This window comes from Methylobacterium sp. (genome assembly GCF_019745455.1).
Taxonomy (GTDB): Bacteria; Pseudomonadota; Alphaproteobacteria; order Rhizobiales; family Beijerinckiaceae; genus Methylobacterium.
Genome location: NZ_JAIETD010000045.1, coordinates 49,547 through 75,674, shown reverse-complemented (window position 1 = coordinate 75,674; position 26,128 = coordinate 49,547). Strand labels below are relative to the sequence as shown.

At 67.3% G+C, this 26,128-nt stretch carries 23 protein-coding genes; 8 read left to right on the top strand and 15 right to left on the bottom strand.

From position 1 onward, the window contains the following. Positions 1-12 precede the first annotated feature (12 nt). From lpdA to gloB, 9 genes are all read right to left on the bottom strand, one after another. Complete coding sequence (lpdA, locus tag K2Y56_RS11415) at positions 13-1,413, bottom strand: dihydrolipoyl dehydrogenase (RefSeq protein ID WP_292507502.1); 1,401 nt, start codon at positions 1,411-1,413, stop codon at positions 13-15. A gap of 111 nt (positions 1,414-1,524) precedes the next feature. Continuing rightward, the gene (gene odhB, locus K2Y56_RS11410; protein WP_292507501.1) at positions 1,525-2,835 is read right to left on the bottom strand and encodes a 2-oxoglutarate dehydrogenase complex dihydrolipoyllysine-residue succinyltransferase; all 1,311 of its coding nucleotides are present in this window, start codon (positions 2,833-2,835) and stop codon (positions 1,525-1,527) included. 50 nt (positions 2,836-2,885) lie between these two features. After that, complete coding sequence (locus tag K2Y56_RS11405) at positions 2,886-3,188, bottom strand: YciI family protein (RefSeq protein ID WP_292507500.1); 303 nt, start codon at positions 3,186-3,188, stop codon at positions 2,886-2,888. Positions 3,189-3,198: 10 nt separating this feature from the next. Continuing rightward, positions 3,199-6,180, bottom strand: a complete 2,982-nt coding sequence (locus K2Y56_RS11400) for a 2-oxoglutarate dehydrogenase E1 component (RefSeq protein WP_292507499.1) — start codon at positions 6,178-6,180, stop codon at positions 3,199-3,201. A gap of 172 nt (positions 6,181-6,352) precedes the next feature. Continuing rightward, positions 6,353-7,237 carry a succinate--CoA ligase subunit alpha gene (sucD, locus tag K2Y56_RS11395; protein ID WP_292507498.1) on the bottom strand — a complete coding sequence of 295 codons (885 nt, stop codon included), beginning with the start codon at positions 7,235-7,237 and terminating at the stop codon, positions 6,353-6,355. 9 nt (positions 7,238-7,246) lie between these two features. After that, positions 7,247-8,443, bottom strand: coding sequence for an ADP-forming succinate--CoA ligase subunit beta (sucC, locus tag K2Y56_RS11390; RefSeq protein ID WP_292507497.1), 1,197 nt, complete (start codon positions 8,441-8,443; stop codon positions 7,247-7,249). A gap of 123 nt (positions 8,444-8,566) precedes the next feature. Beyond that, entirely contained in the window at positions 8,567-9,529 is a 963-nt protein-coding gene (gene mdh, locus K2Y56_RS11385; protein ID WP_292507496.1) for a malate dehydrogenase, read from the bottom strand. Positions 9,530-9,811: 282 nt separating this feature from the next. Further along, entirely contained in the window at positions 9,812-10,432 is a 621-nt protein-coding gene (locus tag K2Y56_RS11380; protein ID WP_366848652.1) for a TetR family transcriptional regulator, read from the bottom strand. 272 nt (positions 10,433-10,704) lie between these two features. After that, complete coding sequence (gloB, locus tag K2Y56_RS11375) at positions 10,705-11,484, bottom strand: hydroxyacylglutathione hydrolase (RefSeq protein ID WP_292507494.1); 780 nt, start codon at positions 11,482-11,484, stop codon at positions 10,705-10,707. A 157-nt stretch (positions 11,485-11,641) separates the two neighbouring features. Here gloB and K2Y56_RS11370 point away from each other — a divergent pair, with 157 nt between their 5' ends. The 3 genes from K2Y56_RS11370 to K2Y56_RS11360 all read left to right on the top strand — a co-directional run bounded on the left by K2Y56_RS11370 (position 11,642) and on the right by K2Y56_RS11360 (position 14,241). Beyond that, the gene (locus K2Y56_RS11370; RefSeq protein WP_292507493.1) at positions 11,642-12,376 is read left to right on the top strand and encodes a class I SAM-dependent methyltransferase; all 735 of its coding nucleotides are present in this window, start codon (positions 11,642-11,644) and stop codon (positions 12,374-12,376) included. A gap of 4 nt (positions 12,377-12,380) precedes the next feature. Continuing rightward, the gene (locus tag K2Y56_RS11365; RefSeq protein WP_292507492.1) at positions 12,381-13,067 is read left to right on the top strand and encodes a MarC family protein; all 687 of its coding nucleotides are present in this window, start codon (positions 12,381-12,383) and stop codon (positions 13,065-13,067) included. A gap of 448 nt (positions 13,068-13,515) precedes the next feature. Next, a complete protein-coding gene (locus tag K2Y56_RS11360; RefSeq protein ID WP_292507491.1) occupies positions 13,516-14,241 on the top strand; it encodes a Crp/Fnr family transcriptional regulator in 726 nt (241 codons plus the stop codon). A 25-nt stretch (positions 14,242-14,266) separates the two neighbouring features. On the opposite strand, the gene mdoH is transcribed toward K2Y56_RS11360, so the two are convergent. After that, positions 14,267-15,997 carry a glucans biosynthesis glucosyltransferase MdoH gene (mdoH, locus tag K2Y56_RS11355; RefSeq protein WP_292507519.1) on the bottom strand — a complete coding sequence of 577 codons (1,731 nt, stop codon included), beginning with the start codon at positions 15,995-15,997 and terminating at the stop codon, positions 14,267-14,269. 51 nt (positions 15,998-16,048) lie between these two features. Between mdoH and K2Y56_RS11350 the strand changes: the two genes are divergently transcribed. The 4 genes from K2Y56_RS11350 to K2Y56_RS11335 are packed head-to-tail and all read left to right on the top strand — an operon-like array spanning position 16,049 to position 19,364. Then, positions 16,049-17,041, top strand: a complete 993-nt coding sequence (locus K2Y56_RS11350; protein WP_292507490.1) for a zinc-binding alcohol dehydrogenase — start codon at positions 16,049-16,051, stop codon at positions 17,039-17,041. A 27-nt stretch (positions 17,042-17,068) separates the two neighbouring features. Further along, complete coding sequence (locus tag K2Y56_RS11345) at positions 17,069-17,473, top strand: 6-carboxytetrahydropterin synthase (protein WP_292507489.1); 405 nt, start codon at positions 17,069-17,071, stop codon at positions 17,471-17,473. Then, positions 17,470-18,522 carry a glycosyltransferase family 4 protein gene (locus tag K2Y56_RS11340; RefSeq protein WP_292507488.1) on the top strand — a complete coding sequence of 351 codons (1,053 nt, stop codon included), beginning with the start codon at positions 17,470-17,472 and terminating at the stop codon, positions 18,520-18,522. Before K2Y56_RS11345 ends, K2Y56_RS11340 begins: the two co-directional genes overlap by 4 nt. Then, entirely contained in the window at positions 18,519-19,364 is an 846-nt protein-coding gene (locus tag K2Y56_RS11335; protein ID WP_292507487.1) for a class I SAM-dependent methyltransferase, read from the top strand. The genes K2Y56_RS11340 and K2Y56_RS11335 overlap by 4 nt, the downstream gene beginning before the upstream one ends. A 29-nt stretch (positions 19,365-19,393) precedes the next feature. Here K2Y56_RS11335 and K2Y56_RS11330 read toward each other — a convergent pair whose 3' ends face one another. Then, complete coding sequence (locus K2Y56_RS11330) at positions 19,394-19,939, bottom strand: cytochrome b (RefSeq protein ID WP_292507486.1); 546 nt, start codon at positions 19,937-19,939, stop codon at positions 19,394-19,396. 177 nt (positions 19,940-20,116) lie between these two features. On the opposite strand from K2Y56_RS11330, the gene K2Y56_RS11325 reads away from it, so the two are divergent. Next, positions 20,117-21,181 carry a DUF3616 domain-containing protein gene (locus tag K2Y56_RS11325; RefSeq protein ID WP_292507485.1) on the top strand — a complete coding sequence of 355 codons (1,065 nt, stop codon included), beginning with the start codon at positions 20,117-20,119 and terminating at the stop codon, positions 21,179-21,181. Positions 21,182-21,228: 47 nt separating this feature from the next. Here K2Y56_RS11325 and K2Y56_RS11320 read toward each other — a convergent pair whose 3' ends face one another. The 4 genes from K2Y56_RS11320 to K2Y56_RS11305 all read right to left on the bottom strand — a co-directional run bounded on the left by K2Y56_RS11320 (position 21,229) and on the right by K2Y56_RS11305 (position 26,124). Beyond that, complete coding sequence (locus K2Y56_RS11320; protein ID WP_292507484.1) at positions 21,229-21,762, bottom strand: cupin domain-containing protein; 534 nt, start codon at positions 21,760-21,762, stop codon at positions 21,229-21,231. 77 nt (positions 21,763-21,839) lie between these two features. Beyond that, positions 21,840-22,757, bottom strand: a complete 918-nt coding sequence (locus K2Y56_RS11315) for a polysaccharide deacetylase family protein (protein ID WP_292507483.1) — start codon at positions 22,755-22,757, stop codon at positions 21,840-21,842. Positions 22,758-22,787: 30 nt separating this feature from the next. Then, the gene (locus tag K2Y56_RS11310) at positions 22,788-25,250 is read right to left on the bottom strand and encodes a branched-chain amino acid ABC transporter ATP-binding protein/permease (RefSeq protein ID WP_292507482.1); all 2,463 of its coding nucleotides are present in this window, start codon (positions 25,248-25,250) and stop codon (positions 22,788-22,790) included. A 4-nt stretch (positions 25,251-25,254) separates the two neighbouring features. Then, a complete protein-coding gene (locus tag K2Y56_RS11305; RefSeq protein ID WP_292507481.1) occupies positions 25,255-26,124 on the bottom strand; it encodes a branched-chain amino acid ABC transporter permease in 870 nt (289 codons plus the stop codon). Positions 26,125-26,128 lie beyond the last annotated feature (4 nt).

Below are 26,128 nucleotides of genomic sequence, written 5' to 3'. Positions count from 1 at the left end.
GCTGCGACGACGTCAGATGTGGATCGCCCGCTTGCCGACGGCGAGGGCCGCTTCCTTGACCGCCTCGGTCAGAGTCGGGTGGGCGTGGCAGGTGCGGGCGACATCCTCGGCACTCGCACCGAATTCCATCGCCACCGCGACCTCGGCGATGAGGTTGCCGGCATCCGCCCCGACGATATGGACGCCGAGCACCCGGTCTGTCTTGGCGTCGGCGAGGATCTTCACGAACCCGTCGGTGGTGTGGTTGACCTTGGCGCGGCCGTTGGCCGTGAAGGGGAACTTGCCGGAATTGTAGGCGATCCCGTCCTTCTTCAGCTCCTCCTCGGTCTTCCCGACCGAGGCGACCTCCGGGTAGGTGTAGACCACGTTGGGGATCACCCCGTAATTGACGTGCCCCGACTGGCCGGCGAGCAGTTCGGCCACCGCGACGCCCTCGTCCTCGGCCTTGTGAGCCAACATCGGGCCGGCGATGACGTCGCCGATGGCGTAGATTCCGGTGACGTTGGTGGCGTAGTGGCTGTCGGTTTGGATCCGGCCCTTGTTGTCGAGCTGGACGCCGACGGTCTCGAGGCCGAGGCCCTCGGTGTAGGGCACGCGTCCCACCGCCACGAGCACCACGTCGGCCGCGATTGTCTCCACCTCACCCCCCGCAGCCGGCTCGACGCTCACGGTCGCGGCGCCGTCCTTGACCTCGACCCCGGTCACCTTCGAGGACAGCTTGAAGACGATTCCCTGCTTGCCGAGGATGCGCTGGAACTGCTTGCCCACCTCGCCGTCCATACCGGGCAGGATGCGGTCGAGATACTCGATGACCGTCACCTCGGAGCCGAGGCGGCGCCAGACGGAGCCGAGTTCGAGGCCGATCACGCCGGCGCCGATGATGACGAGCTTGCCCGGCACTGCATCGAGTTCAAGGGCGCCGGTGGAGGAGACCACGACCCGCTCGTCGATGGTCACGCCCGGCAGGCGGGTCACGTCGGAGCCCGTGGCGATGACGACGTTCTTCGTCTCCAGCATCTGGTTGCCGCCATCCTCCGACAGCACCTCGACGCGGCCGGCTCCGGCGAGCCGGCCGCTGCCGCGATAGGCATCGATGCCATTCTTCTTGAGGAGGAATTCGACGCCCTTGGTGTTGCCGTCGACGCCGTCCTGCTTGAACGTCATCATCTTCTTGAGGTCGAGTTCGGGCGTGCTCACCATCACGCCCATATCGGCGAAGTGCTTTGATGCTTCCTCGAACGCCTCGGAGGCATGGAGCAGGGCCTTCGAGGGGATGCAGCCGACGTTGAGGCAGGTACCGCCATGGGTCGCCCGCTTCTCGACCACCGCAGTCTTGAGACCGAGCTGGGCCGCCCGGATGGCGCAGACATAGCCGCCGGGGCCGGTGCCGATGACGACGAGATCGTAGGACATGAGATTGTGACTCGCTTGCAGGTTCGGCGGGTCAGGTCCCACCATCGAGATCAGGCACACGGAAGCGTCCGGCCGCGCTGTGGCGGCCGGCGGACGGCAGCTGCCGGGCGTTCAGAGATCCAGCACGAGCCGTGCCGGATCCTCCAGCGCCTCCTTGACGCGAACGAGGAACGTCACCGCCTCCTTCCCGTCGACGATGCGGTGGTCGTAGGAGAGGGCGAGATACATCATCGGCCGCGCCTCGATCTTGCCGGCGCGAACGACGGGACGCTCCTCGATGCGGTGCATGCCGAGGATGCCCGATTGCGGCGCGTTGAGGATCGGGGTCGACATCAGCGAGCCGTAGATGCCGCCATTGGTGATCGTGAAGGTGCCGCCCTGCATCTCCTCGATGGAGAGCTTGCCGTCGCGAGCCTTCTTGCCGTAGCCGGCGATCGTCTTCTCGATGCCGGCGATCGAGAGGGTGTCGGCATCACGAACCACCGGCACAACGAGGCCCTTATCGGTCCCGACCGCGATGCCGATATGGTAGTAGTTCTTGTAGACGAGATCGGTCCCGTCGATCTCGGCATTGACCGCCGGCACGTCCTTCAGCGCCCCGATCACCGCCTTCGTGAAGAAGCCCATGAAGCCGAGCTTAGTGCCGTGCTTCTTCTCGAAGACGTCCTTGTACTGAGAACGCAGGCTCATGACGGCCGACATGTCGACGTCGTTGAACGTCGTCAGCATCGCCGCCGTGTCCTGCGCGTCCTTCAGGCGGCGGGCGATGGTCTGGCGCAGCTTCGTCATCTTGACGCGCTCTTCGCGTGCCGCGTCGTCGGGCTTCGAGGCCGGGCGGGGAGCCGGCGGGGCCTTCGCCTCCCGGGCGGGGGCCGCCGCGGGGGCCGGGCCCTTCGACGTCGCATCGAGCATGTCGCCCTTGGTGACACGGCCGTCCTTGCCGGTGCCGTTGACGGTGGCGGGATCGATGCCGGTCTCGCGCGCCATCTTGGCCACGGCCGGGCCATTGTCGCCGGCCGGACGCGAGGCGGGCGGTGCGCCCTCGCCATGATTGCCGTAGGCGGCGGAGGATTCGGCTGCGGGCTCGGAACCGGCCGGCTTCGCGCCTTCGGAGCGAGTCTCCGCCTTGGTCTCGCTCGCCTTGGCTTCAGCCTTCTTCGGGGCAGGCTTGGCACCACCGGCTCCGGCCTCGACGATCGAGCCCAGCAGGGCGCCGGGCTCCACCGTCTCGCCGTCCTTGACAAGGATCTCGCCGAGCTCGCCCGCGGCGGGAGCGTTGACCTCCAGCGTCACCTTGTCGGTCTCGAGTTCCACAAGCGGCTCGTCGGCCGCCACGGTGTCGCCCGGCTTCTTGAACCAGCGGCCGATGGTGGCCTCGCTGACGGATTCGCCGAGGGTCGGGACGAGGATGTCGGTTGCCATGCTCTCTTCGCCCCGCTTGGGGCCTCCTCTGAAGTCGGTGTCGCGGTCCGCTAGTGCGGCCGCAGGATCAAGGACGGGACTGGCGCGAGGGCGTAAGCGAAACCGATGCCCGCCGAGACGACGGGATCGCCATCCCCGAGCGCGAGGGCCGCGGCCTCATCCCGCGTCTCCACGAGGGCGAGGCCCCAGGTGCCCGCAGAATCGAAGACGGGACCGACCGCGATCGCCGCACCGGCCTCCGCCTGATCCAGCCAATAGGCCGAATGCCGCTCGAACAATCCCTTCTCCGCATCCGTGGCGTCGAAGGGAAAGGTCGGGCGCGGCGGAGCCAGGCGCAGGAGAAAATACGGCATGGCCCCGCCCTCAGAGCGCCAGGGCTTCGTTGAGGAAGGCCTGAAGCTGGGCCTGATGCTTCGAGAGCATGCCGACGGCCGTAGAGGCCGAGGCCGGACGGCCGACATAGCGGGCACGCTTCGACGAGGAGCCCGCTTGGCCGAGCACCCATTCGAGGTAGGGCTCGACGAAGGCCCAGGGGCCCATGTTCTTGGGCTCCTCCTGGCACCACACCACCTCGGCATTGCGGAAGCGTGACATCTCCGTGGCGAGGGCTTTCCGCGGGAAGGGGTAGAGCTGCTCGACGCGCATCAGGTAGACGTCGTTGACGCCACGCTTCTCGCGCTCGTCGAAGAGGTCGTAATAAACCTTGCCGGAGCACAGCACGACGCGGCGGATCTTGTCGTCCTTGACGAGCTTGATCCCGTCCGGCTCGTGCTGGGCGTTGTCCCACAGCACACGGTGGAAGGTCGAGCCTTCCGCCAACATGTCGAGGTTCGACACCGCCCGCTTGTGGCGCAGCAGCGATTTCGGCGTCATCAGCACCAGGGGCTTACGGAACTCGCGGTTGAGCTGACGCCGGAGAATGTGGAAGTAGTTCGAGGGCGTGGTGCAGTTGGCGACCTGCATGTTGTCCTCGGCGCACATCTGCAGGAAGCGCTCCAGGCGTGCCGAAGAATGCTCCGGACCCTGGCCCTCGTAGCCGTGCGGCAGCAGGAGGGTGAGGCCCGACATGCGCAGCCACTTGCGCTCGCCTGACGAGATGAACTGGTCGATGACGACCTGGGCGCCGTTGGCGAAGTCGCCGAACTGGGCCTCCCACAGGACGAGCGCGTCGGGCTCGGCGAGCGAGTAGCCGTACTCAAAGCCGAGGACGGCCTCTTCCGAGAGCATCGAGTTGATGACCTCGAGATTGGCCTGCCCCTCGCGGATCGAGTTCAGCGAGGTGTAGCGCTGCTCGTTCTCCTGATCGATCACCACGGCGTGGCGCTGCGAGAAGGTGCCGCGCTCGACGTCCTGGCCCGAGAGCCGGACGCGGTGACCCTCGATCAGCAGCGAGCCGAAGGCCAGGGCTTCGGCCGTCGCCCAGTCGATGCCGACGCCCGTCTCGACGGCCTTCGCGCGATTGTCGAAGAAGCGCTGGATGGTGCGGTGGAGATGGAAGCCCGGCGGCGGAGTGGTGATGCGCCGGGCGATCTCGCGCAGGGTCTCGGCGGGGACGCTGGTCTTGCCGCGGCGCGGGTCGTCCACATCCTCGCGGACGGCCTTGAAGCCGGCCCAGCGTCCGTCGAGCCAATCCGCCTTGTTGGCCTTGTAGTTGCCCGCGACCTCGAACTCGCTGTCGAGGATGGCGCGGAACGCGCCCTTGCGCTCGTTGAGCTCATCCTCGCTGAGGACGCCCTCGGCGACGAGCTTCTTGCCGTAGGTCTCGAGCGCAGTCGGGTGCTTGCGGATGCGCTGGTACATCTTCGGCTGGGTGAAGGCCGGCTCGTCGCCCTCGTTGTGGCCGAAGCGGCGGTAGCACAGCATGTCGATGACGACGGGCTTGCCGAACTTCTGGCGGTACTCGGTGGCGATCTTGGCCGCGAAGGTCACCGCCTCCGGGTCGTCGCCGTTGCAGTGGAAGATCGGCGCCTCCACCATCTTGGCGACATCCGACGGATAGGGCGAGGATCTCGAGAAACGCGGATCGGTGGTGAAGCCGATCTGGTTGTTGATAATGAAGTGGATCGAGCCGCCGGTGCGGTGGCCCTTGAGGCCGGACAAGCCGAGGCACTCGGCCACCACGCCCTGGCCGGCGAAGGCGGCGTCGCCATGGATCAGGAGCGGCATCACGCTGGTGCGCTGGACGTTGGGCTTGGCGCGCTGGTCCTGCTTGGCGCGCACCTTTCCGAGCACCACCGGATCGACGATCTCGAGGTGCGACGGGTTGGCGGTCAACGACAGGTGGACGTTGTTGTCGTCGAACGTCCGGTCGCTTGATGCACCGAGATGGTACTTCACGTCGCCCGACCCCTCGACCTCCGCTGGATTGGCCGAGCCGCCCTTGAACTCGTTGAAGATCGCCCGGAAGGGCTTGGCCATCACATTCGAGAGCACGTTGAGACGGCCGCGATGGGCCATGCCGAGGACGATCTCCTTGGCGCCCAGAGCGCCGCCGCGCTTGATGATCTGCTCGAGGGCCGGGATCATCGACTCGGAGCCGTCGAGGCCGAAACGCTTGGTGCCGGTGTATTTGAGGTCGAGGAACTTCTCGAAGCCTTCTGCTTCGATCAGCTTGTTGAGGATCGCGCGCTTGCCTTCGGGCGTGAATGAGATCTCCTTGCCCCGGCCCTCGATGCGCTCCTGGATCCACGCCTTCTCGGTGGGATCGGAGATGTGCATGAACTCCACGCCGAGGGTCTGGCAGTAGGTCCGGTCGAGGATCTCGACGATCTCACGGATGGTCGCGTATTCGAGGCCGAGCACGTTATCGAGGAAGATCGGGCGATCCCAATCCTTCTCCTCGAAGCCGTAATGCTGCGGCTGCAATTCCTGCTGGTCGCCGCGCGCGGCGAGCCCGAGCGGGTCGAGCTTGGCGTGGAGATGGCCGCGCATGCGGTAGGCGCGGATGAGCATGATCGCGCGGACGGAGTCCTTGGTCGCCTGCTCGATCGATGCCGCGCTCGTAGCCGGGGCAGCACCGTTCGCCGCCTTCGGATCGATCTTGGCGGTATCGGACTTTGCGCGGATCTTCTCGCCAAGGGCTTTCTCGACGGTCGCCCAATTGCCGTCGAGGGCCGAGACGATCTCGCCGTTGGCGTGGATCGGCCAATTCGGCTTCTCCCAGGACGCGCCGGCGGCATTCTTCTCGGCGAGCGCCTTGTCGTCGCCGAGCGACTTGAAGAACGCAGCCCAGGCCGGATCGACGGAGCCGGGATCGCGAAAGTACTCCGCCTGCAGCTCCTCGATATAGGCGGCGTTTCCGCCAGTGAGGAACGAGGATTCGAGAAGCGCGTCCTGACTTGCCATCGTCGTTCATCCTACCACTTCGGGAGAGATGCCCTCCGGCGCCCCTCATCCGTGACCGGCCGCTCCATCACGCGACCGTTTCGCTTATCCGGCGGGATCCCCCCGCCTGTCTTCATATAGGTGCGGCGCACCTGAACGCGCCGCAACGCTGGCCTGCCTTGGCTGGCCAGCATCAGCCTTTCAGCACCTCGACCAGCGTGCTGCCGAGGCGTGCCGGCGAGGGCGAGACCCGGATACCGGCCGCTTCCATGGCGGCGATCTTGTCCTCGGCACCGCCCTTTCCGCCGGAGATGATGGCCCCGGCATGGCCCATGCGACGACCGGGAGGCGCGGTGCGGCCGGCGATGAAGCCGACCATCGGCTTGCTTCGGCCGCGCTTGGCCTCGTCTGCGATGAACTGTGCCGCCTCTTCCTCCGCCGAGCCGCCGATCTCGCCGATCATCACGATCGACTCGGTCTTGTCGTCACGTAAGAACAGTTCGAGCATGGAGATGAACTCGGTGCCCTTCACCGGATCACCGCCGATCCCGACGGCCGTGGTCTGGCCAAGGCCCGCATTCGAGGTCTGGAACACGGCCTCGTAGGTCAGGGTCCCCGAGCGCGAGACGATGCCGACCGAGCCGCGCTTGAAGATGTTGGCCGGCATGATGCCGATCTTGCACTCGCCGGCCGTGACGACGCCAGGGCAATTCGGCCCGATCAGGCGCGACTTCGAGCCTTCCAGCGAGCGCTTGACCCGCACCATGTCGAGCACCGGGATGCCCTCCGTGATGCAGACGATCAGCGGGATCTCGGCGGCGATCGCCTCGCAGATCGCGTCGGCCGCACCCGGCGGCGGCACGTAGACGACGCTGGCATCGGCCCCCGTGGCCTCGCGCGCCTCGGCCACCGTGTCGAAGACCGGCAGGTTGAGGTGCTTCGAGCCGCCTTTGCCCGGGCTGGTGCCACCGACCATCTTCGTCCCGTAGGCGATGGCCTGCTCGGAATGGAAGGTCCCGTTCTTGCCGGTGAAGCCCTGGCAGATGACCTTGGTGTTCGCGTCGATCAGGATGGACATCGGTGTTTCTCAGCCCTTCTTCACGGCGGCGACGATCTTCTGCGCGGCATCGTCGAGATCATCGGCCGGGATCACGTTCAGCCCCGAGTTCCGGATGATCTCCTTGCCCTTCTCGACGTTGGTGCCTTCGAGACGCACCACCAGCGGCACCTGCAGGCCGACCGCCTTCACCGCCGCGATGACGCCGTTGGCGATGACGTCGCATTTCATGATCCCGCCGAAGATGTTGACGAGGATGCCCTTCACCTGCGGATCGGCGGTGATGATCTTGAAGGCGGCCGTCACCTTCTCCTCGGAGGCGCCGCCGCCGACATCGAGGAAGTTGGCCGGCTCCTCGCCGTAGAGCTTGATGATGTCGAGGGTCGCCATGGCGAGGCCGGCGCCGTTCACCATGCAGCCGATGGTGCCGTCGAGGGCGATATAGGCGAGGTCGTATTTGGAGGCCTCGATCTCCTTGGCGTCCTCCTCGGTCTCATCGCGTAGGGCGACGATGTCGGGATGGCGGTAGAGGGCGTTCGAATCGAAAGAGATCTTGGCGTCGAGGCACTTGAGATGGCCGTCGCCGGTGAGCACCAGCGGGTTGATTTCCAGCATGCTCATGTCCTTGGCCGTGAAGGCCTCGTAGAGCTTGGCGGTGAGTTCGCCCGCTTCCTTGGCCTGCTGGCCGGTCAGGCCCAGGGCCTTGGCCACGGCGCGGCCGTGATGGGGCATGATGCCGGTGGCAGGGTCGACCGAGAAGGTGACGATCTTCTCGGGCGTGTCGTGGGCCACGGTCTCGATGTCCATGCCGCCTTCGGTGGAGACGACGAAGGCGACCTGCCCGGTCTCGCGGTCGACGAGCATCGAGAGGTAGAACTCCGCCTCGATCTGCGCGCCCTCCTCGATGTAGAGACGGTTGACCTGCTTGCCGGCCTCGCCCGTCTGGATCGTCACCAGGGTCTGGCCGAGCATCTCGCCGGCGAACTGCTTGACCTCGTCGATCGACTTCGTGACGCGCACGCCGCCCTTGGCACCGGCCGGAGCCCCCTTGAAGGTGCCCTTGCCGCGTCCGCCCGCATGGATCTGCGACTTCACCACCCAGACCGGGCCGCCGAGTTCCTTGGCGGCGGCCTCAGCCTCCTCGGGCTTGAACACGGCCACGCCGCGCGAGACCGGCAGGCCGAATTCCTTGAGCACCGCCTTGGCCTGGTATTCGTGGATGTTCATCGGACCCTCTTTGGATGGGGCGAATAGGGAGTGGCGAATGGCGAGAGGGGGGCGTCGAGGTCGCTGCGATCGGAGAGGTTATCCTCCAATCGCCATTCGCCGCTCCCCCATACGCCCGAGCCGTTAGACGAGTGCCGGGTTGATGCCCTTGCACGCCTCGATCAGGCCCTTCACGGCGCCGACCGACTTGTCGAACATCGCCTTCTCGTCGGCCGTGAACTCGACCTCGAGGATGCGCTCGACACCGTTCTGCCCGATCACGATCGGCACGCCGACATACATGCCGCTGATGCCGTACTCGCCCGAAAGATGAGCCGCGCAGGGCAGGACCCGGCGCTTGTCGCGCAAGTAGCTCTCGGCCATCGCGATGGCGGAGGCGGCCGGGGCGTAGAAGGCCGAGCCGGTCTTCAGCAGGTTGACGATCTCGCCGCCGCCCTTGCGGGTGCGCTCGACCATGGCGTCGAGCTTTTCCTGGGTCGTCCAGCCGAGCTTGACCAGATCGGGAAGCGGCACGCCCGCCACCGTCGAGTAGCGCACCAGCGGCACCATGTCGTCGCCGTGTCCGCCGAGCACGAAGGCGGTGACATCCTCCACCGAGACCTTGAACTCGTCGGCGAGGAAGTGACGGAAGCGCGCGGAATCGAGCACGCCCGCCATGCCCACCACCTTCTGCGGCGGCAATCCGGAAAACTTCTGCAGCGCCCAGACCATGGCGTCGAGCGGGTTGGTGATGCAGATCACGAAGGCATCGGGGGCATGAGTCTTGATGCCGTTGCCCACCGCCTCCATCACCTTGAGGTTGATGCCGATGAGGTCGTCGCGGCTCATGCCGGGCTTCCTCGGCACGCCGGCGGTGACGATCACCACGTTTGCTCCGGCAATCGCGGAATAGTCGCTGGCACCGGTATAATGGGCATCGAAGCCGTCCACCGGCGCGGACTCGGCGATATCGAGACCCTTGCCCTGAGGCACGCCGTCGGCGATGTCGAACAGGACGACGTCGCCGAGTTCCTTGAGGCCGGCGAGATGCGCGAGAGTTCCGCCGATCTGTCCGGCGCCAATGAGCGCGATCTTGCTGCGTGCCATGGGAATTTTGCCTCCGAAGTTTTCGAGGGTTGCGGCGGTTTTGCAGCCGATTCTAAGGTCTCACGGGCGGGCCGCATTTGTTGTGGCGGGGTGTGGCGGAAAAGGCGCGGCTCTTCAAGCCGACCACCACATACGTGAAGCAGAGTTCGGGCCAGTCGCGATCACCGCCATCCTCGCCATGAGGCAGAGAATGCCAAGCTCGCCAGTCGCTTAGCTCCCAGGTCGATTGATATGGTTCGACGGCGAAGCACGGGTGACAGGTCAGCCGATCTGTCACGTCGACTAGAGGATGCCCGCCCTCAAGACGCGCTGGATCGCCTGGATGACCGCTCCGAAGCGGGCTTCGACGAGGTCCGGCGGCACGTCGGAATCGTTATGGATCGCGAGGGGATGGGTGAAACGGTAACTCGCGTCGAAGATGTACGCGATGGCCCTCTCTCGATCGCGGGCCACGAAGGTGCCGGCTCCGATGCCGTCCTCGACGACGCGCTCGACGAGGCTGCGCAGACGCACGCGATGACGACGTGCGATCGGACGCGACGCCACCGTGGCGTCGAGATGGACCGAGAAGAGATGCGGCGCCCGTGACAGGGTCTCGCGCTGGGCGGCGGCCAGTGCGGTCAACAGGCGCTCGACCTTGTCATCGGCCGGATCAGGAGCGTCGGCGATGCGGGCAAGCTCGGCCTCGAGGTCGCGCAGCCAGCGCCCGACCACCGCATCCAGAAGGGCGTCCTTCGAAGGGAAATAGCGGTAGACGTTGGCATGGGTCATCCCCGCTTCCGCCGCCACCGCCACCACGGTCACCCGTTTGGGTCCGAGTCGGGCGAGATGCTCGGAGGCGATCGCGAGGAGGCGGATATCGGCCGAAACCGGGGCCGTACGATTGCGGAACGCGGCCCGTATCTGGCGAGGAGTGGACGCTTCGGCGCTGGCAGGCGGATCGTCGGAATCGGATGGGAGCGTTTCCTTGCCGACGTCTCCGACCGGATCGTTGGCCGGTTCCGGCGATACGGAGACGACGGCGACGGACGCCTTGTGCGGTCCGTTGAAGACGTCTCGCTCATGGACGAGCGAGTTTCGATGGGCGCGGGCCCGCATCAGCCTGAGGTCCTCTCCAGACGAACGGCGGCGGCGCCGCTCGAACGTTATGGTTGTCCTACAAATCGCATAGCCTGTCAGAACCGGTTCTTCCAGGCCCGCAACGCGGTGAAGACCTCGACCGGCGGTGCATTCGCCGGCAGTCCTGCGGCCTGCGCCAATTCGGGCATGTCGGATCGCAGGAACGGATTGGTCGCGCGCTCGACCCCCATGGTGGTCGGGATGAGGAAGCGGCCCTCGCTCTGCGCGGCTTCGGCCTCCGTCATGCGTTCGGCCAGGCGCGCATTGCCGGGCTCGACGGCCAGGGCGAAGCGGCCATTGGAGAGGACGTAATCATGCCCGCTATAGACTTGCGTGGTATCGGGCAGGGCGAGGAAGCGCGACAGCGAGGTCCAAAGCGTCTCGGGCGGTCCTTCGAGGACGCGTCCGCAACCGAGGGTGAAGAGGGTATCGCCGGCGAAGGCGATGCCGGCCTCGCGGAAGACATAGGAGACGTGGTCGTCGCAATGGCCCGGGGTTTCCCAGACCTCTGCGGTGAGGCCGCCGAGCTGGATTCGATCGCCCTCCCCGACCCTGACATCCACCTCCGGCACCGCGTCGCCCGCCCTGATGGGCGCCGTGACCTTGGCGCCGGTGCGTCGCTTCACTTCGGGAATGCCGGCGATGTGGTCGGTGTGCCGGTGGGTGACGATGATGTCGGTGAGGCTCCAGCCCGACTCATCCAGGGCGGCGAGGACCGCCTCCGCTTCGGGCACGTCGATGGCGGCGCAGGCGCCGGTCTGCGGATCGCGAACGAGGACGCCGATATTGTCGCTGCGGCACAGGAAGGTTCGGATCTCGGGGCCGTTGGCGTTCATGGGGCGTCTCCTCGGTGCGTTCGTTCGGTGTCGGGCTCAAGAATGGGGAACACTCACGGGTTCCCGTGCGACTCGGGTTGCCGGGCCTGCCTCGGATCACCATTGATGGGCCGCAGCCGCCCAATAATGCAGTCCGATCGGGCCGGAACCCGTTTTCATGCGTCTCGACGTCACCGACCTTCGCGCATTCTACGCAACTCCGCTGGGCGCCGTGACCCAAAGGATCGTAGGCCGCTCGATCCATGGCTTTCTCGGCTCGGTCTCGGGGCTTCGGGTGCTCGGGCTCGGCTATGCCACCCCCTATCTCGGCACCGTCCATTGTATCGCCGAACGCACCCTCGCCTTCATGCCGGCGACGCAAGGGGTGGTGAACTGGCCGGGAAGCGGCCGCTCCTGTTCCGCCCTCGCCGACCTGACCATGATGCCGCTGCCCGAGGCCGCGGTTGACCGGGTGATTCTTGTCCATGCCCTCGAATCGGTGGAGAGCCCGACCGAACTGCTCCAGGACGTCTGGCGGGTCCTCACGCCTGGCGGTCGGATGATCCTCGTCGTGCCGAACCGCCGCGGCGTCTGGGCACGACGCGAGGCGACGCCCTTCGGCCACGGGCAGCCTTACAGCCGGTCCCAGCTCGGCAGGCTGATGCGCAGCACGTTGTTCTCGCCGGAGGGTTGGGCCGAGACCCTCTACATGCCCCCTGTCGAGAGCCGGATCTGGCTGCAGACGGCAGGGGCCTGGGAGCGGTTCGGCACCGGATTGTCTCTGCCCTTCGCAGGACTCCACGTGGTCGACGCAACCAAGCAGCTCTACCGCCCGATCCCGGTGCACCAGGTCCGCCGCAGCACCCTGCGGGCACCGGCGAGGGCGCTCGTCCCCTCTCCGTCACCAGGCTGACCCGATGACGAGCACCATCAGCCCGGAAGCGACCCTGGCGAGCTTCCTCCTCGCGCTCTCGACCCTGTTCTCCATCGTCAACCCGGTCGGCGCGGCCCTGATCTTCGCCCAGGTGACCGCGCAGAACAGCCATGCCGAGCGGCTCGAACTCGCCCGGAGGATCAGCTTCTACGCAGCACTCATCATGCTCGCCGCCCTCTGGGCGGGAGCGCCGATCCTCAACTTCTTCGGCGTGTCGCTGGCAGCGCTCAGGATCGCGGGCGGCCTCGTCGTCGGCGCCTCGGCCTGGACCCTCCTGCGGGCGCCCGAGGCGCGCGAGGCTCGCAAGCAGGCCGAGGCCAATGAGCCCGCCGGCAACCTCGCGGAGATCGCGTTCTTCCCGCTCACCCTGCCCTTCACCACCGGCCCCGGCACGATTGCGGTGGCGATCGCACTCGGTTCGAACCGGCCCTCGGGCAGCCCGGAGGCAGTCGGCTTCTTCGTCGGCGTGTCGGTGGCCGCTCTCGTCATCGCCGCCATGGTGCGCCTGACCTACGGCTCGGCCGACCGGGTCGTCGAGCTGATCGGGCCGGTGCGCGCGAGGGTGCTCGGGCGGCTCTCTGCCTTCCTGCTCCTGTGTGTCGGTACCCAGATCTTCGTGAATGGAGTGGTCGACGTCCTCGGGCCGCTGATCGCTGGGCGCCGGGGATGACAGGTCGCCGTGCGTCGGGCCTGGAAACGGCATCCCGTCGGCGTCCGTGAGAGATCTATCGAGGTGGCGTCGCCTCATGATGCGAGGACGTCGTGATGCAAGGACCTCGCAAAACCGGCGCAGCTGATTAAATTCAGCATATGTTCGGCAATATTCCGATAGTATTGATCGAAATATTACAGAGGTCACGGACCTGATCCGTAGATATTTATAATCATCAAGTACAAATAACGTCATTTATCGCGATCAGTCTGGGCCGCCTGTGCTGAGGCGCATTCGCCAATGCCGGCGCCGATAAGAAAATAAGCCATGGAACGAGGCCATACCAACATATGCGAATGCAGATGCACCCGCATTTGCCGTCTGTCGCATGGATAGGCCGAAGCGAACGCCACGCGATGGGTTGAGCGTCGTTTCTGGTTCGAAACGGGATCCGATCACTGTGCCCATGACGACACCGGACGATTTGGGATGGCTGACGCGCAAGCTCCGCAGCATCGACCGGGTCTCCACCGAAGAACAGCGGGCGGTGGAAAATCTTCCCTTTACCAAGAAGCGTCTCGAAGGCGGTCAGGACATCGTCAGGGAGAAGGATCAGCCGACGCAATGCTGTCTGATCCTCGACGGATGGGCATGCCGCTACAAGCTGCTGTCGGAGGGTAAGCGGCAGATCCTGTCGTTCCACATCGCGGGCGACATCCCCGACCTTCAGAGCCTGCACCTGAAGGTGATGGACCACAACCTCGCCACCGTGACGCCCTGCACGGTCGCCCTGATCCCCCATGAGGGCGTTCACGATCTCGTCCGGCGCTTTCCCGGCATCTGCGGTGTCCTCTGGCGGGACACCCTCGTGGACGCGGCGATCTTCCGCGAATGGATGACGGGGATCGGACGGCGCTCGGCCTACGGACGCATCGCCCACCTGTTCTGCGAGATCTACGTCAAGATGAACGCCATCGGGCTCGCCGACGACTATCGGTGCGAATGGCCGATCACTCAGGTCGACATCGCGGACGCCCTCGGCCTTTCCAACGTTCACGTAAACCGGGTGCTGCAGGATCTTCGCAGCCGAAAGCTGATCTCCCTGCGCGGCCGTGCCCTGGTGATCGAGAACTGGGACGCCCTCCGGGAGGCGGCGGAGTTCGATCCGCTCTACCTCCACCTCGAGCCCTGATCCCGGCCCGAGCCCGAATTGCTGTTCAGCGGGCCTCTGCCGCGGGCCTTGCGGCGCTGAGCTCCTCGGGGGTCGCACAGATCCCCCGTCGCGCGATCGCGAGGCCGAGGCGCGGTGATGCCGTCGCCATGGCAAAGGGTATCGCCAGAAGGTAGCCGAGAGTCAGCGGGAGGCTCCAGACCAGGATGGCCGGGCTCGACCAGACGAGGGCCAGCCACACAGCGCAGCCGAAGGCGAGGCAGCCCCACAACCCGCTCGCGGCGGATCGGAACGAGATGCCGCGAGCATCCCGATTCTGGCGGTTCCACGATCCGGCGTTGCGTCCGAAGCCGCTGAGGAACAGCAGAGTCAGGCGGAACGTCGCGACCGCGAGGAGGAGGAACGAGAAGGCTATCTCGAGCCCCGCCCCGGCGAGTATCTTTCCCGCCCCGCCATAGGCGCGGCGGGCAGCCGGATCGAGGAGAAGGTCGAGATATCCGGCAAGCTTGGGGGCGATCGCGGCGAGCAACCAAGCGACGTAGAGACCCGCCACGAGACTTGCCGGAACGTCGTCCCCTCCCGCGGCCAGCTTGAACGGGAGGAGAGCGAGCGCCAGCGTGATGGCCGGAGCGGTCAGGAACATCGCGACCGCGGCGAAGAGCTGGAAGCGGCTGATGGGGTGCAGGCCCGGCAGAGTCAGGAGCCGCAGGTACTGCATGTTGCCGAAGCACCAGCGCGCCTCCCGGGCGACGTGGTCGATCAGCGTCGGCGGATTGTCTTCGAAGCTGCCGCTCTCGACGGGCAACACCCGAACCTCGAAGCCGGCGCGGCGCATCAATACCGCCTCGATCTGGTCATGCGAGAGGATCGGACCGCCAAGAAGCCCATCGGATAGGTTCGGCATCCGGCAATGCTCGGCGAAGGGCTGGATGCGGACGAGGGCGTTGTGCCCCCAGAACGGGCCGCAATCACCCGTCCACCACGCGGCGCCGAGCGTGTAGGGCCTCATGCCCTGACGCATGCCGAACTGGAAGATCCGGCTGAAGGGGCTTCCGGCCGGCGTGCCGACGACCAGGCTCTGCAGTATGCCGATGCGCGGGTGAGCCTGCATGATCTTCACGAGGCGCAGCACGCTCGGGCCGTCCATCGCACTGTCGGCGTCGAGGGGCAGCATCAGGTCGTAGGTCTCTGCGTGCCGCCCGCAGAATTCCTGCAGGTTGCCGGCCTTGAAGCCCGCATTGTCGGGCCGGCGGCGATAGGCGATGCGGGACTGGTCCAGGATCGGGCTGCGCAGCCGCCAGTCGGCCACGGCCTGCTCTTCCGCCGCGATGACGGCCGGGTCGTCGCTGTCGCTGAGGACATGGTAGGCGAAGGCCTCGCCCCAGCCACTGGCATCGAGGCTCCGCTTGACGCGCTCGAGCCGTGGCAGCGCCCGAGCCGGATCCTCGTTGCGCAGGGTCATCACCACCGCCGTCCTGACATGGATCGGCTCGCCGTCTTCTGCCGCGGCGAGGAAGGGCGCCGCCGACTGGAGGCCGGCGCCCCCCCGGCGCAGGAGCCAGAAACCGATGACGGCATTCCAGAAGCCGAGGATCGTCCAGGGGATCGACAGGACGCAGGAGATCAGGAGGCCCAGCTCCACGAAAGTCCACCCATCCGTACCGAGAACGGAGGCGGTGAGCCCGATGAAGAGGAGGCAACTCGCGAGATTCAGGCCGAGCACCAGCCTGCGCCGGCGCCGAAGGGAGGCACGCTGTTGTATGCCTGCCGGCGTCATGAGAAGAGCACGCGCATCGGCCGCCACCGGCCGAGGCCGCAAGGAGTCAGCGTGGATCAACGTCAGGCATCCCGCGGGGTCGGCGACGAATCAACGCGCGCTCTCTGGTACACCGCGCCGTCCCAGGCCGAGCTGCGGCACGAAGCTGCGCCGGCTCCCGATCCGGGGGACGTCATCGTCGAGACCATGTGGAGCGCGATCAGCCGAGGCACGGAACGCCTCGTCTTCGAGGGACGTGTCCCGCCGAGCCTTTACGAGCGCATGAAGGCTCCGGCCCAGGACGGGAATTTTCCGTTCCCCGTGAAATACGGCTACTGCGCCGTCGGCCGTATCGCCGATGGCTCTGTGGTTTTCGCTCTGCATCCGCATCAGGACAGGTTCCATGCGGGCTCTGCTTCGCTTCACGCCATCGCGGCAAACGTGCCTCCACGCCGGGCCGTGCTCGCCGCCAATATGGAAACCGCGCTGAATGCGATATGGGATTCGGCCGCGGGGCCAGGTGACAGGATCGTGATCGTCGGCGCTGGCGTCGTGGGTCTCCTCGTCGCCTATCTGGCCGCCGGTATCGTCGGATGCGAGGTCGACGTGATCGATGTGGCGAGCGAGCGAGCCGGGATCGCCGCCGCCTTCGGCGCCACCTTCCTCGGCGCTGGCAATGCAGAGCCCGGCGGGGCCGACATCGTCTTTCACGCAAGCGCCAGTCAGGACGGGCTAGCCCTCGCACTGTCTTTGGCGGGAGACGAAGCCAAGGTGGTCGAGCTCAGCTGGTACGGCGCACAGAGCGTAGCGGCACCGCTCGGCCTCGATTTTCACGCGCGGCGGCTGCAGTTGGTGTCGAGCCAGGTCGGGCAGGTATCACCCTCCCGGCGGCCTCGCTGGGATCATGCCCGCCGCATGGAAAAGGCCATGGCGCTCCTCGCCGATCCGCGCCTCGATCTGCTGATCACCGGCGAGGTGGCGTTCGACGACCTCCCCGCGGCGCTACCAAATCTGCTCGCTCCCGGTGCGCCCGGTCTCTGCACCGTGGTGCGCTACGGGCGCTGAACCCCAAACTACGAGAGAATATCAACCATGTACGCGATCGAAGTCCGCGAGCACGTCATGATCGCCCACAGTTTCCGCGGCGAGCTCTTCGGGCCGGCGCAGGGGCTGCACGGGGCGACCTTCGTGGTCGACGTGGCGTTCTTCCGCGATACCCTCACCGAGGACGGTGTCGTCGTCGACATCGGGAGGGCCGGCGAGGCGCTCAAACGCATCCTGGCGCCCCTCAACTACCAGAACCTGGACGCCCTGCCGCAATTCGCAGGACTCAACACCACGACCGAGTTCCTCTGCGGTTACATCCACCGGGCGATGGCCGAGGCGGCACGGACCGGCGAGCTCGGTCCCGGCGGGGACGGGGTCTCGCGCTTGCGCGTCACCTTGCATGAGTCGCACGTGGCAAGAGCGTGGTTCGAAGGGCCGGTGGCAGGGTGATCGAGGCCCGGTTCCTGATCCCGGGTGATCTCGCCACGCCGACCGGCGGCTACGTCTATGCCCGCCGCCTCCTTCGCGAACTGCCGGCTCACGGCGTCGCGATCGAAGGCGTCATGCTGCCGCGAACGTTCCCGCATCCGCCGGCCGCGGATCTGACCGTCACCGCGGCGGTTCTTTCTGCGACACCCCCGGAGGCGGTCCTTCTCGTCGACGGCCTCGCCTATGGAGCACTGCCGCCCAGCATCATCGCCGCGGCGGATACAAGGCCGATCGTCGCCCTCGTCCACCATCCCCTCGGCTATGAAGCCGGACTGACGCGGCGGCGAGCGGCCGATCTCGTCGCGAGCGAGCGCGCGGCCCTCGCCCTCGCCGACCGCATCGTGGTGACGAGCCGCTTCACGCGTGGCCTGCTGATCGACGCCTTCGCCATCATGGCCGAGCACATCGTTGTGGCAGAGCCCGGCACGGAGCAAGCCTCCCGCGCTGCCGGCAGCGGATCGACCTGCGTCTCTCTGATCGCTGTCGGCGCGGTGACGCCGCGCAAGGGCTATCTCGATCTCGTTGCGGCCCTCGTACCCCTCGCCGACCTCGATTGGACCCTGACCATCGTCGGAACCCTCGACCGCGACCACGGCCATGTCGCGACGTTGGGCGCAGCGATAGAATCTGCAGGCCTCGCCTCTCGGATCACCCTAGCCGGGCCGGTCACTGCGGACCGGCTCGCCGCGCTTTATGCGAGGGCCGATTGTGCGGTCTCGTCCTCCCATTTCGAGGGTTACGGCATGGCTCTCGCCGAAGCCTTAGCCCGCGGCCTGCCGATCGTCGCGACGACAGGGGGTGCCGCGGGCGAGACCGTCCCCAACGGCGCTGGCCTCAAGGTGCCGCCGGGAGACGCAACCGCCCTATCCGCCGCCTTGCGGTCGATGATCGCCGACCCCGCTGGACGCCATGCCGCCGCGGATCGATCCTGGGCGGCGGCCAAAGCCTTGCCGCGATGGTCCGACACCGCCGGAATCGTCGCGCGAGCTTTGAAGGAGACGAGAGCATGAGCGGGTTCAGCCCGTCCTGGCTGGCGCTCCGCGAGCCGGCCGACCACGCAGCCCGCGATTCGGGTCTCGTCGCCGACCTGTCCCGGGCTCTGGCGGGACGGGATGACGTCGCGATCCTCGATCTAGGCTGTGGGACCGGCTCGAACCTGCGGGGTCTCGCGCCGCATCTCGGGCCGGACCAGACCTGGCGTCTCGTCGATCACGACCCGGTCCTCCTGGCCGCGGCGCGCGCGAGGCTGACCGACTGGGCCGATGCGGCGGAGACCGCCGAAGACGGCGTCATCCTGACCAAGATGCACAGCAGGATCGCCGTAACGTTCACCGCCCTCGATCTATCCGCCGGGCTCGGTGCCGACATCGTCGGCGCCGCCGACCTCGTCACCGCTGCGGCCCTGTTCGACCTCGTCTCGCGCGACTGGCTCGATGAACTTGCCGATTCCGTCGCGTCAGCTGGATCGGTGTTCTACACCTCGCTCAGCTACGATGGCACCGAGACCTGGTCGCCGCCCCATCCCGCCGACGGTGCGATCCACGAGGCTTTCCTGGCGCATCAGGCGGGCGACAAGGGCTTCGGGCCTGCTGCAGGACCGAAGGCGACGGCCGACCTCGCGGAGGCTTTTGCGCGCCGTCGCTACACAGTCTCGACAGCCCTGAGCCCGTGGCATCTCGGCCCCCGGCAGAGTGCCCTGATCGGAGAACTGGCCAAGGGCAAGGCCGTAGCGGCAGCCGAGGAAGGCTCAGTCGAGCACGAACGAGTACGGGATTGGGCGACGAACCGTCGCTTGACGAAAACGCGGGTCGTCATCGGCCACGTCGACCTTCTGGCGGTGCCGGCGCGCTGATCGGCGAACGCGGTTAGCAGTCGCAGGTGTCAGGTGGCGGTGCGGGCCCCCAGCATCCGTCTCAAGGTTCCGTCCCGCCGGATGAGGTGGTGGTGCAGGGCGGCACCCACATGGAGGGCGACCAGCGCGACGAGGGCGAAGGCCGCGATCGTGTGGACGGTCAGGATAGGCCCGCCCATCGCCATGCCGCCCGAGATCGGCAGGGTGAGCGGAATGGTCCAGAACAGCTTCACCGGCGCGCAGCAGGCCGATGTTCCGGCCCAACCGAGCAGGGGCACGATGAGGATCAAGCCGTAGAGTGCCGCGTGCGACAGCCCGGCGGCGCGCTTTTGCCAGGTTGGGATGCCCACCTCCAGTTCCGGCGCACCGCGCGAGAGACGCACGAGAATGCGGGCGAGGACGAGGCACAGGGCAACGAGGCCGAACGATTTGTGCCATTCGTAGAGCTGGTTCTGGAGCGGACCCTCGCCGACATTGGTCATCGCAATCGCCAGAGGCACCAGGATGAAGACCAGGAGAGCGAATCCCCAATGGAGAAGCTTCTGGGCCGGCGAGTAGGCCTGCGGTGCGGGCATGGAGCGGTCCCTTCGTCGGGCGGGAATCGACGGCTTAACCTACGTGACATCGGCGTCCTGTCACGATGCGTCGCACCCGTCGTCGGTGACGCATCCGCCATGTAGAAACGGGCGCGAAGCAGACCGGGCTGCGCCGCCGCGGCGCCGGATGACGATGCGCGTAGGAAAGCCCGCCAGATGCCCTTCAACGTCCAATCGAGAGGAGCTGCCGCGGCGATCCTCGCCTGCCTCGGACTAGCCGGCCAATCGGTCCTGTACGCAACAGCCGCGGAGGGCGTCTGGCCGGTCGAGGGCAGACTTCTGGGCGAACCGAGGGGAACGGCCGGTGACGCCAAGAAGGCGAAGGATGTCAGCGGGATCGCCTGCGCGACCGAGCTCGGCTTTCCACGGGTCTGCGTCGTCGCCGACGATTCGAGCCAGGGTGCCCAGATCGTCGTGCTCTATGACGGCCGCCTCGTCGCAGGCGATTTCATCCGGCTCACCGATGCGTCGCTCGACGGCGATCTCCTCGAACTCGATGCCGAGGCCGTCGCCTATGCCGAGGGCGCATTCTACGTCATGGGCTCGCATGGACGGCCGCGGCACAGGGACGGCGGCGCCGGGGATGCGAAGACCGAAGCCAAGACCGCGGCGCGGCGCCACCTCTTCCGCGTGACCTTCGATGTCACTTCAGTCGACACGGTCGGCCGGCTCGCCAAGCCCGCGACGGTGAAGCGCTCGCTCACCCTTTCGGATGTGATCAGGGCCGAGCCGATCCTGGGTCCCTCGTTCGATGGGGCGCTCGCTGGTGGCGGCGTCGACATCGAGGGCGCAGCCATCCGTGGCGGTCGCCTCTATGCCGGCCTGCGCGGGCCGATCCTGCCCAGCGGCGAGGCCGTGATCCTGTCGGTTCCCCTCGATGTCCTGTTCGACGGAGCGGCGGGCCAGGCGAAGCTTCACCGCCTCGACCTCGGCGATGGCCGCGGCATCCGCGATCTCGTCGCCTTCAAGAATGGTTTCCTCGTTCTCGGTGGCCCGTTGAAGGATCCATCTGACGACGCTGTGGCCAGTGGCGACTACGTCGTGAGATGGTGGGACGGCGCGGCGAGCCGCCCCCTCGGGGTCATCCCGGCCTTCGGGCGGAAGGTCAAACCCGAGGCGCTGGTGCCCCTCGATCAGGCCGATGGACGCTTGAGGCTCCTCGTCCTCTTCGATGGTCCTCCCGAGGGCGGGCCGCGTGTGGTCCTGATCGAAGCGCCCTGAGGGATCAGAAGGTCCCGGATATGGAATGGAGCCCTCGGCGCCCGCTCTCAAACGTCAGGATGCTTATGGATGGGATCGACCCAGTGGACGGTCTCTGGCCGCTCCACCGGCTCGACATCGGTGATGTTCACCACCACCGCCTCGTTGTCGGAGCGTACCAGGACGCATTGCAGGGGCTGGCTTGGATCGGCGTTGATTTCCTGATGCGGCACGAAAGGCGGCACGAAGATGAAGTCGCCGGGCCCGGCTTCCGCCACGAACTCGAGCCGGTCGCCCCAGCGCATTCGGGCGCGGCCTGAGACGACGTAGATCACGCTCTCGAGCTCGCCGTGGTGGTGGACTCCGGTCTTGGCATCGGGTTCGATCGCCACCGTACCGGCCCAGATCTTCTGGGCACCGACGCGGGCCTGATTGATCGCCGCTTGACGAAACATGCCCGGCGTCTGCGCGGTATTCGGATCGAGCTTGTCGCCGGGGATGACGCGGATGCCGTCATGTTTCCAGCGCCCGGAAGGCGCCGCACCGGTCTCGATCTCGTGCCCGTGTCCATGGTCGTCGGTGTGGCCCGTCTCGTCGTGCATGTCAGGTCTCCTGCCGAGGTGGTTCGGGCGCGGACCTTAGCGCAGAGGCGTCCGTGCCGGCATCACCGGCCGCCGGTTCATCTCGCCGGTTCCGAACCCTGGACCGCCAGCGGAATCTCCCGGACCCCTGCCGCGAAACTGGCGATCCCGCCCGCCGTCGTCAGCCAGATCGCCTCTCGATGGGCGGCGATGTGCTGGAGCGCGGCCCGGAGCGGGCGAAGGCGATGAGGCTGGCCGACGATGTAGGGATGGAGGGCGATGCCCATCACCAGCGGCGCGGTCCGGGATTGCTCCAGCATCTCGTCGAAGGCGTCGACGATCGCCTCGGCGAAGGCGCGGCCCGTATCCTTGCGCGCCACCACGGCCGGGATGTCGTTGAGTTCCTGCGGATAGGGCACCGAGAGGATGCGACCTCCCTCGCGGGTGGCGAACCAGACCGGCTGGTCGTCATGGGCCCAGTCGAGAAGGTAACGATACCCCGCCTCGGCCAGGAGGTCCGGCGTCACCTTCGACTGCGAGATCCATGGGCCGAGCCACCCGGCGGGCGCGACGCCCTCCTGATCGGCCAGGATGCGCGTCGCCTCCTCGATCAAGGCGCGCTCGGACGTTTCGTCGAGAACGCCCTGGCGCTCGGCATTGGTACGGCCATGGGCGACGATCTCGTCGCCGCGCGCCCGGAACGCCTCGACGAGGCTGGGGCAATCCTCGTAGAGGCGGCTGTTGACGAGCACGCTCGCGGGCATGTCGAGGGCATCCAGCATATCCCTGATCCGCCAGGCGCCGACGCGGTTTCCCCAGTCGCGCCAGGCATAGTTGAGGACATCAGGCTGAGGGCCTCCCGGCGCCAGCTCCGCGCCGAGGCCGGAGCCGAAATCGAAGGTCTCGAGATTGAGGGCGAGATAGACGGCAAGCCGCTTGCCGCCCGGCCAATCGTAGAGGGGGCGGTCTGGAAGGGCGCTGTAGCCGTAGCGGCCGTGTCCGGGAGTCGTGTCCATGGGTGCTGTCTTCGTGATGCGGTGAGACGATCAGGCCGCCCCGAGATAGGCGGCTTCCAGCGCCTCGTCGGCGGCGAGATCGGCCGCCGTGCCGGAAGTGACCACGCGGCCCTGTTCGAGGACGTAGCCACGGTCCGCGACCGTCAGTGCGAGAGCCGCCATCTGGTCGACGATGAGGATGGTGGTGCCCTGGTCGCGCAGCTCCGCCACCACGGCATAGAGGGCGTTGATCATGGCGGGCGCCAGACCGAGGGACGGCTCGTCGAGGAGGAGGATGCGCGGCTTCGCCATCAGCCCGCGCGCGATGGCGAGCATCTGCTGCTCGCCGCCCGAGAGCAGCCCGGCGCGGCTCGACGAACGCTCGCGCAGGCGGGGGAACCGGTCGAGCAGGGATTCGACCTCGGCCGCCTCGATCGCGCCGGAGCGGCCATGGGCGCCGAGGCGGATGTTCTCGATCACGGTGAGTTCCGGAAAGACCTGCCGCCCCTCGGGCACAAGCGCCAGGCCGAGCCGAGCGATCCGGTGCGCCGGCAATTCGGAGACCGGCCGGTCATCGAGGAGGATGGTGCCGGCGACGGGCCGCAGCAAACCTGACAGCGCACGCATCGCCGTGGACTTGCCGGCACCGTTGGCGCCGAGCAGGGCGACGGTTTCGCCGGGGCGGACGTCGAGCGCGACGGCGTCGAGGACAGGAGCGGCCCCATAGCCGGCGCTGAGGTTCTGGGCGAACAGTACCGCGTCGGCTGGGCCGTGCCATGGAGTGTCCCGCGGCCTCGCCGGCGTGTCGGCACCGCCGAGATAGGCCCGCAGGACAGCCGTATCCCGCCGGATCGCCGTCGGCAGACCGGACGCGATCGGCCGTCCGGCATCCATGACGAGGATGTGGTCGGAGACGCTCATCACCAGCGGCATGTCGTGCTCGACGAGAACGACGGCGATGCCGCAGCCGGCGATACGGCGGAGGAGCCCACCCAACGCGTCGGTGTCGCCGCGGGTCAGTCCGGCGGCAGGCTCGTCGAGAAGAAGCACACGCGGCCTTCCGGCGAGGGCGCGGGCGATCTCGACGAGACGGCGGTCGACATGGGGAAGTTCGGCAGCCGGCCTGTCGAGGTGGCCCTGGTAGCCGGCAAAGTCGAGGAGCGCCGCCGCGACCCGGAGATCGTTCCGTCGAGGGATGCGCCCGAGCCGGCCCGGCTCGAGCGCCAGCAGGACGTTGTCGAGGACACTCAGCGAGCCGAACAGCCGCGTGGTCTGATAGGTCCGCGCGATGCCGGCTCGGGCGATGCGATGGGCTGGCTGCCCGGCGAGGTCTTGCCCGGCCAAACGGATGCCGCCGGTGCCCGGGCGATAGAAGCCGGAAATCATGTTGAGGACGGTGGTCTTGCCCGCGCCATTGGGGCCGATGATGCTGGTCACGGCTCCGGGCTGTGCAGCGACGGACACGTCCTGGGCCGCGCGGATGCCCCCGAAGGTGATCCCGAGACCGTCGAGGACCAGGGGATCGGCGGATTTCACGGAGAGGAGCCGTAACACGTCGGGAGAGGGCCGCGCCGGTTCGGCGGCGGGTTTCGGCAGCAGGCGGGCCAGGCTGCCGATGAGACCCGATGGCACCAGCCACAGGACCACGAGGGTCGCGATCCCGAAGAACAGCAGTCGATACTCGGCGAGGCCGGACAGGGCTTCCGGCAGGAGCACGGTGACCAGGGCGCCGACAAGCGGCCCAAGCACGGTCCCTGCGCCTCCGACCACGACGGCGAGGACGAACAGGATCGACTGCGAGAACGGGAAGGAACTCGGCGCGATGAACAGCATCAGGGGCGGCAGAACCGCGCCGGCAAGCGCCGTCAGGGCGGCCGAAATCGCGAAGGCGAGGGTCTTCACCCTGACCGGGTCGAAGCCGAGGGAGGCGGCGGCGACGTCGGCATCGCGCACCGCCCGCATGGCGCACCCTAGACGGCTGCGGGCGAGATAATGGAACCCGAGCAGGGCCGCGCCCGCGCCGAGGACCGCGAGCAGGGCGAGCTCGCGCTCCATCAGGGGCCTGCCGAACAGGCTCGGGCCGCTGGTCACGACGAGGCCGTTCTGGCCGCCGCTGAGCGCCCCGCCCTCGATCAATCCATGCTCGACGATGAACCCGAAGGCGATCGTCACCATGGCGAGGTATGGGCCCTTCACTCGCATGGCCGGGATGGCGAGGAGGCCGCCGACGCCGGCTCCGAGCAGAGCGGCGGCAGGGAGTGCCAGCCAGAAGCTCACTCCGGCGAGGGTCAGGATGGCGCTGGCATACGCCCCGATGGCATAGAATCCAGCATGCCCGAAGGAGATCAGCCCGGTCAGCCCGAGGAGCACGTTGAGCCCGGTGCCGGCGATGACCGTGAGTGCCACCAGGGCGATGACGAAATGGCTGTAGCCGGCCGATCCCATGACCAGGGCGAGGCCGGACACGGTGAGGCCGGCGATGGCGAGGGGCATCGCCGCCTTGTGGCGCAGCATCTGCCTAGACCTTGTTGACGGCAGCGCGGCCGAGCAGGCCATCCGGCCTCAGGGCGAGCGCCAGGATGATCACGGAGAACACGACGATCTGCGTGTAGGCCGAGCCGAGATACGCCGTGACCAAAGCCTCGGCGAGGCCGTAGAGGAGGCCGGCCAGCACCACGCCCGTGGCCGAGCCGATTCCGCCGAGAATCGCCACTGCGAAGGCCTTGATGCCGAACAGCGTCCCCATCTCGGCCGAGACCGAGAAAAGCGGCGCGATCAGCAGGCCGGCCACGCCCGCGAGCAGCGCCGAGAGCGCGAAGGCGCAGGCGACCGTGCGGCGGACGTCGATCCCCATCAGGCGGGCGGCATCCGCGTTCTGTGCCACGGCGAGGAGGACGCGGCCCAGGTCGGTCCGGCGGAAGACCGTCTGGATGGCGAAGGCGAGGCCGAGCCCGACGACGGGGATGACGAGCTGGAGCGGGTAGATCCCTGTGCCGAGGATTTCGACCGGCTTCTGCGCCAGGACCGAGGGCAGGCTTCGCGGCTCCTTGCCGAAGGTGAAGAGGATCGCGTTGTCGAGGATGATCCCACCGGCCACCGTCGCGAGGAGCCAGGAATCCGAGCCGCGCTCGACGAAGGGGCGGACCAGCAGCCGCTCGACGACGAGGCCGAGCAGCGCGCAGCCGGCGAGCGCCAGCAGGACCGCCAGCGGCATCGGCCAGCCGAGGGTGATGCCGACGGCGTAGCCGAGAACCGCCCCAAGGGTGACTGCACTCCCTTGAGCGAAGTTCACCGTACCGGAGACCGCATAGGTGACGTGAAAGCCGAGCGCGATCAGCCCATACATGCTGCCGAGGCCGAGGCCGCTGACGAGGGTTCCGGTCAGCATGGGC

What these genes read in the sequence shown, in the direction of transcription:
- lpdA (WP_292507502.1), bottom strand. Translation starts at nt 1,413, where the DNA reads ATGTCCTACGATCTCGTCGTCATCGGCACCGGCCCCGGCGGCTATGTC.
- odhB (WP_292507501.1), bottom strand. Translation starts at nt 2,835, where the DNA reads ATGGCAACCGACATCCTCGTCCCGACCCTCGGCGAATCCGTCAGCGAG.
- K2Y56_RS11405 (WP_292507500.1), bottom strand. Translation starts at nt 3,188, where the DNA reads ATGCCGTATTTTCTCCTGCGCCTGGCTCCGCCGCGCCCGACCTTTCCC.
- K2Y56_RS11400 (WP_292507499.1), bottom strand. Translation starts at nt 6,180, where the DNA reads ATGGCAAGTCAGGACGCGCTTCTCGAATCCTCGTTCCTCACTGGCGGA.
- sucD (WP_292507498.1), bottom strand. Translation starts at nt 7,237, where the DNA reads ATGTCCATCCTGATCGACGCGAACACCAAGGTCATCTGCCAGGGCTTC.
- sucC (WP_292507497.1), bottom strand. Translation starts at nt 8,443, where the DNA reads ATGAACATCCACGAATACCAGGCCAAGGCGGTGCTCAAGGAATTCGGC.
- mdh (WP_292507496.1), bottom strand. Translation starts at nt 9,529, where the DNA reads ATGGCACGCAGCAAGATCGCGCTCATTGGCGCCGGACAGATCGGCGGA.
- gloB (WP_292507494.1), bottom strand. Translation starts at nt 11,484, where the DNA reads ATGAACGCCAACGGCCCCGAGATCCGAACCTTCCTGTGCCGCAGCGAC.
- K2Y56_RS11370 (WP_292507493.1), top strand. Translation starts at nt 11,642, where the DNA reads ATGCGTCTCGACGTCACCGACCTTCGCGCATTCTACGCAACTCCGCTG.
- K2Y56_RS11365 (WP_292507492.1), top strand. Translation starts at nt 12,381, where the DNA reads ATGACGAGCACCATCAGCCCGGAAGCGACCCTGGCGAGCTTCCTCCTC.
- K2Y56_RS11360 (WP_292507491.1), top strand. Translation starts at nt 13,516, where the DNA reads ATGACGACACCGGACGATTTGGGATGGCTGACGCGCAAGCTCCGCAGC.
- mdoH (WP_292507519.1), bottom strand. Translation starts at nt 15,997, where the DNA reads ATGACGCCGGCAGGCATACAACAGCGTGCCTCCCTTCGGCGCCGGCGC.
- K2Y56_RS11345 (WP_292507489.1), top strand. Translation starts at nt 17,069, where the DNA reads ATGTACGCGATCGAAGTCCGCGAGCACGTCATGATCGCCCACAGTTTC.
- K2Y56_RS11335 (WP_292507487.1), top strand. Translation starts at nt 18,519, where the DNA reads ATGAGCGGGTTCAGCCCGTCCTGGCTGGCGCTCCGCGAGCCGGCCGAC.
- K2Y56_RS11330 (WP_292507486.1), bottom strand. Translation starts at nt 19,939, where the DNA reads ATGCCCGCACCGCAGGCCTACTCGCCGGCCCAGAAGCTTCTCCATTGG.
- K2Y56_RS11325 (WP_292507485.1), top strand. Translation starts at nt 20,117, where the DNA reads ATGCCCTTCAACGTCCAATCGAGAGGAGCTGCCGCGGCGATCCTCGCC.
- K2Y56_RS11320 (WP_292507484.1), bottom strand. Translation starts at nt 21,762, where the DNA reads ATGCACGACGAGACGGGCCACACCGACGACCATGGACACGGGCACGAG.
- K2Y56_RS11315 (WP_292507483.1), bottom strand. Translation starts at nt 22,757, where the DNA reads ATGGACACGACTCCCGGACACGGCCGCTACGGCTACAGCGCCCTTCCA.
- K2Y56_RS11310 (WP_292507482.1), bottom strand. Translation starts at nt 25,250, where the DNA reads ATGCTGCGCCACAAGGCGGCGATGCCCCTCGCCATCGCCGGCCTCACC.
- K2Y56_RS11305 (WP_292507481.1), bottom strand. Translation starts at nt 26,124, where the DNA reads ATGCTGACCGGAACCCTCGTCAGCGGCCTCGGCCTCGGCAGCATGTAT.